At 32.6% G+C, this 12054-nt stretch carries 8 protein-coding genes; 6 read left to right on the forward strand and 2 right to left on the reverse strand.

Annotation, left to right across the window (positions count from 1 at the left end; genetic code table 11):
* Nucleotides 1–435: 435 nt before the first annotated feature.
* The gene (locus tag AAEO59_RS15265; protein WP_341701615.1) at nt 436–1218 is read right to left on the reverse strand and encodes a DUF3050 domain-containing protein; all 783 of its coding nucleotides are present in this window, start codon (nt 1216–1218) and stop codon (nt 436–438) included.
* Nucleotides 1219–1552: 334 nt separating this feature from the next.
* Between AAEO59_RS15265 and AAEO59_RS15270 the strand changes: the two genes are divergently transcribed.
* The 6 genes from AAEO59_RS15270 (at nt 1553) to AAEO59_RS15295 (ending at nt 10791) form a co-directional block, all read left to right on the forward strand.
* The gene (locus AAEO59_RS15270) at nt 1553–2140 is read left to right on the forward strand and encodes an RNA polymerase sigma-70 factor (protein ID WP_341701616.1); all 588 of its coding nucleotides are present in this window, start codon (nt 1553–1555) and stop codon (nt 2138–2140) included.
* Between the two features lie 92 nt (nt 2141–2232).
* Nucleotides 2233–3333, forward strand: a complete 1101-nt coding sequence (locus AAEO59_RS15275) for a FecR family protein (protein WP_341701617.1) — start codon at nt 2233–2235, stop codon at nt 3331–3333.
* Nucleotides 3334–3346: 13 nt separating this feature from the next.
* The gene (locus tag AAEO59_RS15280; RefSeq protein WP_341701618.1) at nt 3347–6703 is read left to right on the forward strand and encodes a SusC/RagA family TonB-linked outer membrane protein; all 3357 of its coding nucleotides are present in this window, start codon (nt 3347–3349) and stop codon (nt 6701–6703) included.
* A gap of 5 nt (nt 6704–6708) precedes the next feature.
* Nucleotides 6709–8184 (forward strand): RagB/SusD family nutrient uptake outer membrane protein, encoded by a 1476-nt coding sequence (locus AAEO59_RS15285; RefSeq protein ID WP_341701619.1) that lies wholly within the window; start codon nt 6709–6711, stop codon nt 8182–8184.
* Entirely contained in the window at nt 8168–9640 is a 1473-nt protein-coding gene (locus AAEO59_RS15290; RefSeq protein ID WP_341701620.1) for a hypothetical protein, read from the forward strand. Before AAEO59_RS15285 ends, AAEO59_RS15290 begins: the two co-directional genes overlap by 17 nt.
* A gap of 2 nt (nt 9641–9642) precedes the next feature.
* Nucleotides 9643–10791: a cytochrome-c peroxidase gene (locus tag AAEO59_RS15295; RefSeq protein WP_341701621.1), complete on the forward strand. Its 1149-nt coding sequence runs from the start codon at nt 9643–9645 to the stop codon at nt 10789–10791.
* Between the two features lie 17 nt (nt 10792–10808).
* Here the strand turns inward: AAEO59_RS15295 and AAEO59_RS15300 are convergent, their stop codons facing one another.
* Nucleotides 10809–11987 (reverse strand): acyl-CoA dehydrogenase family protein, encoded by a 1179-nt coding sequence (locus tag AAEO59_RS15300; RefSeq protein WP_341701622.1) that lies wholly within the window; start codon nt 11985–11987, stop codon nt 10809–10811.
* Nucleotides 11988–12054: the final 67 nt, after the last annotated feature.

The following is a 12054-nucleotide window of genomic DNA, read 5'->3' on the forward strand; positions in this document are numbered from 1 at the left end:
CATCACACTATAAAAGAAAACCCCGTTTTTGACTCCTTTTGAGCAATTTCGGGGTTTGTTTCTTCTAATATAATACCTATTTTTATGAAAAACAATAGATTGAGGTATTATGAATATGCCTTTGAAGATTGATGTTTCTCAAAGCAGTTTTAAGTTGCTCTGGGAATCTACAAGTTTCACAAACGCTTTGTCCTATGGTATAACTATCACCCAGGGCCAGGTAGTTTATGATTTCGGCTTTGGTTTCAAGGTATAATGAAGTGTCTGCAGTAGTTGGTGTATTTTTAACTTGTGTAATTGAGTTTTCGCTACTACTACAATTTATAAACATTATGTGTAAAAAAAACGTAACTATTATTTTAACTGTTGTTCTCATCGTTATAGAATTGAGTTTGTAGTAATAGTTACGTTTTTATATTGATTTCGGATTTGCAATTATGCCATTTCGACTTTCATAGTTATCAGTTCTTCGATAGCATTCCAGAGTTCAATTCTCTTTTGGAGTGCCATTATAGAAACTTCCTCAACTTCGTTCCATTTTTGCTGGTCATTTTCACAAAGCTCATTGATCATTTGCATAGCCATTGGTCCGTGTTCATCGGCATCTAATTCAATGTGTCTTTCAAAATAATAGATTAATTTGCTTAAATCAGTTTCCGGAAATTTTTTTTCGAAATTTTTTAAAATAGCAAAGAACATACTTGGAATTAAATCTTCTCTTCCAAAAGTAAAAGCGGCTGCAATTTCATGCGGTTTTCCTTCTTCGATTACTCTGAAGGTAAAATCCAAAAAGGCTTTAATATTAGGGTGTAAATCACTTTTTTTAATGGCTACAAAGATGTTTTGTAAAGATTGAATTTCAGTCAGGAAATTTTCAATTTTGCTAGTGTCTGCTCCACATGCTTCCATTGCTTCAAGATACATTTCGTAATGACTTTGATGTTTGCCATCAAGAGTTAAGTCGGTTTCTTCGGCTAAAACTATTTCATTGATTAAGTATCTTGTTTCAGGGTTTTTTGTAGCAAACCACGGAGTTGTAGTGCAGGTCAATTTTGCTTGCAACGCTTTTAATAAAGACATAAAATCCCATACAGCATAAACATGACTTTCAAGAAAAATATGTAAGTCTTCGATTGTCTTTACTTTGTTGTAAAGCGAATGCTGTAATAGTGCGCTTTTTTGGGTTTCGATACTTTTATTAATGTGTTGAATATTCATGGTGTTGTAATTTTGTGTAAAGATAAAAAAGCTAAAAACTTCAAGGGAAATATCTCATCAATTTTATCAATACTTTAATAACTGTTTTAATTATAGTTTTTAAATAATAGTAGATATTCTATTGTAATTATGTACGTATTATTGAGCTGATTGGTTTTGTAGAAAGCGAGTATGTGTTTTTTTTCAATCTGAATATTGTTTTTTTTATTTTTATAGTATTGGTTTTTTAAATTTTCTGTAAAAATTTTTATTTTATTTAGAACTGTTTTAGATAGATTTATATTTGCAAAAGTTTTAAAAAATAGTTTGAGTTTTACAATATTCTTTACTTTAAATGAAAATTAATAGCAATTCTGAATTGGTTTTTTTCGAATCCTTTAAAAGAGGTGACGAGAAAGCTTTTGCTTATTTTTATGAGAAGTATTTTAATGCGATAAAATCTTTTTGTACTTCCTTCATTTACGATCATGATGAAGCCGAGAATATTACACAGGAAGCTTTCCTAAATTTATGGGAGAAAAGAGCGGATGTAATGTCTTTAAACGGAATTCCTTCTTTTTTGTATACTTATGGAAAGTCTAAATGTCTTAATGCAATTAGACATAATGAAGTGAAAAAAAGATTTAAAAATGATGTTTTAAATGAGAAAGAAAAATCGCTTGATCTTGAAATTTTATCTTCGTTTTCATTTGATACACTAGAAGTAACCGAACTAGAAAAAATAATAGAGCGTTCTATTGCAAAACTTCCTTTGACTACCCGAACAGTCTTTCTAAAAAAACGTCATGAACATAAAAAAAATGCTGAAATAGCTGAGGAAATGCAAGTTTCTTTAAAATCAGTTGAAGCACATATGACAAAGGCTTTGAAATTATTGAAAAATTCACTTCAGGATTATTTTTTATTCATTTTTCATATCTAATCAAAAAAAGGTTAAAAAAACTTTAAAAAAAAGTTAGGGTTTTTAGGGATACAGGTGTACTTACTATTAGAAACACCATAAATTCCCAACAAATGCAGGAAATCATTCATAAATATTTAAAAAATGAAGCGAGCGAGCAAGAGGTAGAAATGCTTTTTGATTGGATTGAATCTTCTGAAGCGAATAAAAAATATTTCATTGAAATAAAAAAAACCTGGGCGCTAACCGGACTGGCTAAGAAAACCGAAACAAAGGTTGTTCCGCTTCGTACGATACAAAGTAAAACAGCTGTGTATTTTAGATATGCTGCTATGTTTTTAATACTTCTGGGGATAGGAAGCTTAGTTTTTAATTTTAATGAAAACTCCAAAGAAGCTAAGGCAAAAGAAATTCTTTTAGAATTAGGTGACGGACAGAAAGAATATGTTACCAAAGAGAATCAAATAAATTTAGTGGACGAAAAAGGGAATTTGATTGCCAAAAAAGATTCTACTCAAATTGTCTATTTTGGAAAAGTCAATGATAAGGATGTTAAGTATAATACGCTTAGTATTCCTTATGGGAAAAAATTTAAAGTCATTCTTTCTGATGGTACTCAGGTTACCATGAATTCGGGTACAGTACTTCGCTATCCGGAACAATTTGGTAAAAACAGTAATCGAAAAGTATACCTTACCGGAGAAGCTTTTTTTGAAGTTACAAAAGACAAGAAGCATCCTTTTATCGTAAATGTTAATGATGTTGATATTAAGGTTTTAGGAACTAAGTTTAATGTTAGTGCTTATCCGGAGGATCTTGTTGTGAAAAGTGCTTTGGTGGAAGGAAGTATTCAGTTTAAAGAAGTTAAAAATGAATCGAACGCTGTTATTCTTGTGCCTAACCAAATGGTAACTTGGAATAAAAATGCGAAGAAAATAGCTGTTTCTCATGTTGATACAAGCTTCTATACTGCTTGGGTAAATGGAGAAATGGTTTTTAGAGATACTCCATTTTCAGAAATAGCTAAAATTATTGAACGTAACTATGATGTTAAAATAGTTAATAAAAGCACTGAGCTTGCAAAACAAAGTTTTACAGGAGCAATCAATATCAATGAATCTACCGTAGAGAATATTCTGGAATTACTAAAACGTGATACTCCTTTTCAATATTCAATAACTAATAACGCAATAACCATTATAAATACCCCTTAAATTACAAACGCTTATGGCATTTTTTATCCCACACAATTTTAAAAGGCAAATTATACTGGCCTTAGTTTTTCTGTCTGTGTTTTCAGCTTATTCGCAAAATGCAACTATTAGTTTGAATTTCAATAATAGTCCTGTGAGTACCATTATTAAAGAAATAGAAAAGCAAAGCCAATATCGAATTATTTACAATGCCCGAAAAATAAATGTAGAACAAAAAAAATCAATTAATATCAGTAAGGCTTCATTACAAGAAGTTTTAAATAAGTTATTTAAAGGTTCTGATATTTCATTTTATATACAAAAGAAGCAGGTATTGTTGATTGCTAAAAGTAATCAAGAAGAGCAAAAGGTCAATCAGACTGAAGTTGAACGATTTATTCACGGAAAGGTTGTTGATGTTAAAACTAAGTCGCCACTTCCAGGAGCTACCATTAGAGTTAAAGGAACGGGGATGGGAGCGATAACGGATATAAATGGAGAATTTGTCTATCGATTGACTGGAAACAATATTGAAGATACTGAGCTTGAAGTGACCTATATAGGGATGCAAACTCAGTTGATAAAAGTAGGAAACAAATCAGAGTTTCGAATTGCATTAGATGAATCGACGGATACATTAGATCAAATTGTGATTACTTCTTCTTACGGCACTAAAAAGTTAAAAGAAGAAGTTGTAGGAAGTATTTCGACTTTGAGATCTAAAGATATCGCAGTAGATCAAGCTTCTGAAAGTATTGATAAAATGGTTGAAGGACAAATAGCCGGGGTATTAATTGAAAATACTTCAGGAGTAGGAAATCCGGTGAAAATCAATATTAGAGGGCAGGGAACTTTACAATCGTTAACAAATTCCAGAGTTGGAACTTCTACACAACCTTTAATTATTATTGATGGAGTTGTAATGGCTGAACGTTTACCTATTGATAGTGAGCTTTTTAATGGGAATAGTAATTTTTCAGAAAATTTGTCTAACCCGCTCAATCAAATTACACCTGAAACTATAGAAAGTTTCACAGTATTGAAAGATGCTGCTGCAGTGGGGATTTACGGAGCCGATGGTGCCAATGGAGTAATTTTAATTACTACAAAAAAAGGAAAAAAAGGGAAAGCTAAATTTAGTTTTTCAAATCAGTTAGGAGTTTCATCGGCAATCAATCAAATTAAGTATTTAAGCGGAGCTCAGTATAATGAATTAAGAAATGATTATTTGAAAAATACGTCTAGTACAGACATAGTTCCTTATAATGGTGTCAATACTAACTGGTTTGATCTACTGAACAAAGATGGGGTTTATACGAAATATAATTTTAATGTTTCCGGAGGAACTGATAAGTTTACGTATCGAAGCAGTATAAATTATCAAAATATTGATGAACCCCAAATGGGAAATACTACTAAACAATTAACTGCCGGAATTAATCTTGGGTTTAATCATAAAAAGTTGGATGTGAGTTTATCTCTTAATCCTAGTTATATACAAAAAGATGCTCCTAATGTGTATTATAGTTTTGCTTTTCTTCCTACGATTGCTCCCTATAATGAAGATGGAAGTTATACTAAAACAGGAGTCACAGGAGTTTTTGGAGGAAATCCATTAGCTGGAATTGCCCAAAACAAAAATCTAACAGATACTTATGGAATTTTAGGAAGTTTAAATTTAGGCTATCAATGGAGTAAATCGGTAAGACTTTCTACTCTTTTTGGAATTGATTATTCTGATAAAGAACAGGATCGTTATTATTCGGGAGAGAATGAAAGTGGTCAAAATAATGGTACATTTTTGTTAGACGAAGTTAAATATCCTAATTGGGGAAGAAGAATTATTAATCAAAGAAATACCAATAAATGGAATTGGCAAGGACAATTGTTGTTCAATAAACAATTTGCTAAAAAACACAATGTTGACGGTGTTTTAGGTTTTGAACTTTCTGAAGAGAAGGGAAAATTTGATTATGCTTCGGCAACAGGATTTGTAAATCCAAATAAAGTAAATGCTGTAGCCGATGCTATTCAGGATGATGATCCGGACACACCGGATGATGATTCAAGAGACAATCAGACTTATAAAAGTGAAATAAGTAATAGTGCCAGAGTTTCACTCTTCTCCCAAATAAATTATAGTTATGATAAGAGGTATTATTTGTTAGCTAATTTAAGAAGAGATCAGAGTTCCGTTTTTGGTAGTGATAATAATGTGGCTTTGAATAGCGGAATAGGTTTAGCTTGGGCTTTAAATAATGAAGCTTTTTTGAGAAATCAAGATTGGATAGATCTTTTGAAATTGAAAGCTAGCTACGGTTCAACAGGTAATTCAAGAATTGGTTCTTATCGTTCAAAAGGAATATATACTGTTTCTCAAAACGGTTATAATGGCAGTAATAATGCTAATGCGAGTGATGCGCCAAATGAAAATTTAGGGTGGGAAAAAAATACCAAATTCAATTTTGGGGTTGATTTCAATGTATTTAATAGAATACAAATGTCCTTAGAGTACTATTATGATAATAAGACTGATTTGATTTCAAGCAGAGATATTCCTTCTGAAACAGGGTATAGTTCCGTTCAGCTTAATGCCGCTACTATGTACAATAGAGGATTTGAATTTAGTACCACTATAAATTGGTTTAGAAAAGAAAAATTCAAATGGTCCAGTTCAATTAACATTTCTACAGTTGATAATAAAGTGACTGATTTAGTTGGTTTAGGGAGTGATTATTCGGCTTCAAGCCTAGCGCTTGCTCAAAAAATAGGCTATAGCACTACAACACTTTGGGGAGTAAAATGGGTAGGTGTTGATCCGGCTACAGGAAGAGATTTGATTAAACGAGGAGATGAAATTTTTGATGCTGCTACTTATAAAAGAACGTTTACCAATGCCGATTGGGAACCAATAGGAGATACCCAACCTAAAGCTTTTGGAGGTTTTAGAAATGCACTTACTATCAATAATAGACTAACGCTTACACTAATAGGGAGTTTCCAATGGGGAGGTGATAAGTTAGTTTCTGATCAGATTATTTCTAAATATAGTACACTTAGTAATCGAAACATGTCTGTTAACGCATATGATTATTGGAGAAATCCAGGTGATATTGTAACACAGCCAGCTCCTAGTAATGTTACATTAATCGAGAATATGAGTAAATACCTTTACGATGCGACATTTATTAAAATTAGTAATGTCAATTTGAGTTATAATGTTCCGGTACAGCACACTTTTTTAGATAATTTAAATGTGTTTTTTGATATTTCAAATGTAGCTTATTGGTACAAACAAAAAAGTCCAAAAGGGATGAATGGAATCCGAGAGTTTAGTTATACCTATCCTCAGGCCAGAACTATTTCATTAGGTATTAATACTAAATTTTAAAAGAAATGAGACTAATACAATATAAAAATTATTTAGCATTAATTCTGGTTTTAGGAATAATGTCTTTGCAATCTTGTAGTGATTTCTTAGAGCAGGAGCCAGGTACTAAAGTTTCAATAACAGAACAATTAGCAACTAAGCAAGGTGTGCTGACAGCCTTAAACGGTATTTATAGCGATCTTGAAGAGAATGTTCGTGGAGAACGATTTGCAGTTTATGCTGATTTACAGGGGGGTAATCTTAAGTTTTCGCCAGGAATAGGTACTTCTTTAGGGATTTTAAAGATTCCTACAAATATAGCTAATGTGTATTCGTTTGATGATCAGTCGGATGATTCTAATTATTCTATTTTTTACACTGACAGTTATGCAATCATCAATGAATGTAATTTGATTTTAGAATTTACAGACGCTCTTACCGATGCGACAGAAACAGAAAAAAAACAAATAAAAGCCGAAGCATTAACGATTAGAGCTTATTCACATTTTCTTTTATCAGAAGTGTATAGTCAAAATTACGGATTTACTGAAGATGCTTCTCATTTAGGGATTGTATATAATACCGAATCTTTACTGAAAGGGTTAAAATACCCTTCAAGAAAAACGGCTGCTGAAACTTATTCTTTAATTATTGCCGATTTAAAAAATGCATTGGAATTGTATTCTGCTAGTTCACTTTTGACAGGGCCTGCTTATTCTTTTTTTAGTGCAGCAAGTACCAAAGCGTTGTTAGCAAGAGTATATCTGTCTAAAAGCGATTGGCAAAATGCTTTTGATACGGCCGATGATGTGATTAAAAATTCAGGATTAAGTTTGACTACAAATACCAATTATATTTCTGGATGGGAAAATGCTAACTTACCTCTTAGTGAAACTTTATTGGAATTTTCAATTCCTAGAGATGCTTCGGGAACTGTAGGAGGATCACTGGCAGCTTTTTTTGGTTATACTACAACAACAAGTTTTGGAAGTTATGTGGCTTCACAGGATTTAATTGATTTGTTTGAAACTAATGATATTAGAAAGAATCTATTCTTAATTAAGCCATTGTCAACTTTAGTGAATGAGGTACAGGTAAATAAGAATTATTATTTTACTAAAAAATTTCAGGATAATCCCGGATATGTTGCTTTTAGATTGTCAGAGCAATACTTAATTCGTGCCGAAGCAGCATTAAAACTTCAGAATACTGATCAGGTAAAAGCAGATATCAATACGATCAGAGCCAGAGCTAATGCAACTTTACTTTCAAATACTGAAAATCTTGAAGATGCCGTGTTTTTGGAACGAAGAAAAGAACTGTGTTTTGAAGGACATTTGTTTTTTGATATTGCCCGAAATAAAAAGAATGTTCAAAGAAATGATGGTTGTATTTCTAATAACTGCGAAATGAATTATCCATCTCTTAAATATGTGTTACCAATTCCGCTAGCAAATAAAAATCTTAACTCTAATTTAGTTCAAAATGAATCGTATAATTAAAAATATATCGGTATCCTTTGTGTGCGTGATACTTATGCTTTCATGTTCCAAAGATGAATTTAAGTCAAATACCTATAATCTTGATCCTTTTGTGAGATTTAATTTTTTAGTGAATAATAATAATGTTCCACTAGAATATCCTGCAGTAGGTACGACTTTGATTCCATTGAGTACGTATACAAATCAATCTTTAAAAACTTTAAAAGTTCCGGTAACATTAAGTTCGCCAACTTTAAAAGAGGCTGTTCGAGTTAATTTTAGTGCGACAACCTCTGGTGATTCCAATGTTTTTAGTATCGAACCAACTAACGAATTATTGTTTGAAGGTAATAAACTTACGGATACTATTTCCCTTTCTTTTGATAATAGATGGACAAAAAATCAAGGTATTAACTTGAAATTAGAGTCAGTTTCGAATCCAGATGTTCATATTGGTAATTTAAATTCGATTGCTCCTAATGATACTTTTGCGATCAAATTAGGAGAAATAAATACAACTTATAAATTATCGACTAGTAAAATTGAAATAAAAGGGGAATTAGGTGAGGTTGTAGATTTTAAGCTAGAATTTCCTAATGGTTTTTTTCGTTCAGAAATTGAAAATGCTTCTTTTTTTAATTTCCGTAATGGATTTAAATACTCACTAACTCGTGACGATTTTGATGAAAATATAAATTCGATTACCTATCACCTAACGCTTTTAGAAGATATTCAAGATGATGATGTTAGTTATATTACTAAAATTACACTTAATGCAATTCAAGATTATGAGATTAAGGGGCAAAATAGTTTGACAATTGAGAAACCTTTAATAACTCCGAGAGATGTAAAGGTGAATCCTGCTGCTAATTTTTATAATTTATCAGATCCTTTGTATAGAACATATGGGGCTAATTGGTTTGAAAGAAATGGAACTTGTTCTTGGTTTGCTTTTAATGCGTTTACTTTTCCAGTAGTTGTGAATAAAGATGATTCAAATGCTATTCAATTTAGTGGTCAAGGAACCGCTGATATCTCAGATGATGTCTATCATGATGCTTTTAAAATTGGGTTTAATGTTACCTCAGGGACTAATACGACTAATTCTTTTGGTTTGAAAAATTGGTTCACTAATGAATCTACTTCTGCGGCTAATTCACCTGGGTTTAATATAACTTCTGCTCTTGAATTTTTCCCTGAGGACGGAAATAATAAAACGAAAGGAATTGTTTTAGTCAACCAACAGGACATCATTATTGCAGGAACAAATGGTAAAAGTTATACTATTGAAATTGCTGGTGAGGGAACTTATCAGGACAAAGGGAATGGTTTGTTTGAGATTTCATTTGATTTACGATTAACAAATCAGGCTTTATTTGGAGGAACTGTTTCTTCTAAATACAAAATATATAATAAAAGTACTTTTCCAACAATAACACCATTAAGTGAACCTTGTTTAAAACCTGTAACCTTGTAAATATGAAATTAAGAATAATTGTTTTTTCTGTTTTAGTGTTGTCGTTTTTAACGGCATATAATAAGTTTGATAATCCAGAATATATCGATATTCAGGATTTACGAAAAATGTATTCCAGCGGAGATACATCAAAATGGCCCAAAGCCCAATTAGATGCCAGTATCGATAAATCTAAATTCCAAGATATTGGTGTTTTGCCCGAAGTGACTTATCCTGATTACAATCCGTATTCAAAAGAAAAAGCCGATTTAGGAAAAATACTTTTCTTTGATCCCAGATTATCTGTTAGCGGACAAATAGCTTGTGCTTCCTGCCATAATCCTGAATTAGGATGGACAGACAATCTAACCCGATCTTTTGGTCATGACAGACAAACCGGAAAGCGTAATTCAATGACGATCATGAACTCGGCCTTTGCAAAAACGCTGTTTTGGGATGGTAGAGCTTCCAGTTTAGAAGATCAGGCGCAATTTCCTATTGGTGATGCTTTAGAAATGAATGAAAAACTTACTATTGCTGTTGATAAAATCGCTTTGATAAAAGGTTATCAACCTCTTTTTAAAGCGGCTTTTGGCGATGATAAAGTTTCATTGCAAAGAATTCAGTATGCAATTGCAACTTTTGAACGCACAATTGTCAGTCCTAAGACTAAATTCGATCAATTTGTTAGCGGTAAATCAGATGCTTTAACTGATCAGCAGCTGAGTGGTTTGCATTTATTTAGAACTAAAGCCCAATGTATCAATTGTCATAACACACCTTACTTTAGTGATAATCAATTTCATAATGATGGTCAAACGCTTTTTGGAACTAAAAATGAAGATTTCGGGCGTTATAATGTAACGAAAGATATGAAAGATATCGGGAAGTTCAGAACTCCAACTCTTAGAGAAGTTGTGAATACAAGACCTTGGATGCATCACGGTCATTTTCCCACATTATTGGATGTTGTTGAATTATATAATTTAGGAAATCCTTCGCCAATTCAAAAGAAATATCTTGGTACGGCCAGAGATACTTTGATTCCTAAACCGGATCCTTTGCTTAAAAAATTGAATTTAAACAAAGAAGAAATAAATGATTTATTAGCTTTTATAGAGACATTAAGTACTCCAAGAGGGAGAATTATAATACCTACAATGCCTAAATAATTGATGTTTTTTGGCTTTTATTTAAAAGCTGAGATACCCGTGATGTCCATTCCTGTTATCAGTAAATGGATATCATGGGTTCCTTCATAGGTGATTACAGATTCCAGATTCATCATGTGTCTCATAATCGAATAATCTCCGGTGATTCCCATTGCTCCTAAAATTTGTCTAGCTTCTCGGGCAATGTTTATAGCCATATTGACATTGTTTCTTTTAGCCATTGAAATTTGTGCCGATGTAGCTTTGTTTTCATTTCTTAATGTGCCTAAACGCCAGGTCAATAATTGAGCTTTAGTGATTTCGGTAATCATTTCGGCTAATTTCTTTTGTTGTAATTGTGTTCCGGCAATTGGTTTTCCAAATTGCATTCTTTCTTTTGCATAACGTAAAGCAGTATCATAACAATCCATAGCTGCTCCGATGGCTCCCCATGCTATTCCATAGCGAGCTGAATCCAAACAACCCAGTGGTGCGCCTAATCCGGATTTGTTTGGTAGTAGGTTTTCTTTAGGAACTTTTACATTGTCAAAAATCAATTCCCCAGTAGCCGATGCGCGTAAGGACCATTTATTGTGAGTTTCTGGTGTTGAAAAACCTTCCATGCCACGTTCTACAATTAAACCATGGATTCTACCTTCTTCATTTTTTGCCCAAACAATAGCTATGTCAGCAAAAGGAGCGTTAGAAATCCACATTTTTGCTCCATTGAGTAAATAATAATCTCCGTTATCTTTAATGTTGGTCGTCATTCCGCCTGGATCAGAACCGTGATTAGGTTCGGTTAATCCAAAACAGCCCATAAGTTCTCCTGAAGCTAGTTTAGGTAAGTATTTCAATTTTTGTTCTTCGCTGCCGTATTTCCAAATGGGATACATAACTAAGGATGATTGAACAGAAGCTGTAGAACGGACTCCTGAATCACCGCGTTCTATTTCCTGCATGATTAAGCCATACGAAATTTGATCCAAGCCAGCGCCACCATATTCTTGTGGAATATAAGGCCCAAAAGCTCCAATTTCGGCTAGACCTTTAATAATCTGATTTGGGAATGCAGCATTTTGAGCATATTCCTCAATGATAGGACTTATTTCTTTTTTGACCCAAGCTCGGGCTGCATTACGAACTAATTTATGTTCTTCTAATAACAGTTCGTCAAGGTTGTAATAATCAGGTGCTTGAAATAGATCTGGTTTCATGAGGATTTAAAGTAAAAGTTTGATATGACCTTCTTTTGAAAAAGAAAGCTAGCTTATCATAAATTTA

This window comes from Flavobacterium flavipallidum, from assembly GCF_038289905.1.
GTDB classification, from domain to species: Bacteria; Bacteroidota; Bacteroidia; order Flavobacteriales; family Flavobacteriaceae; genus Flavobacterium; species Flavobacterium flavipallidum.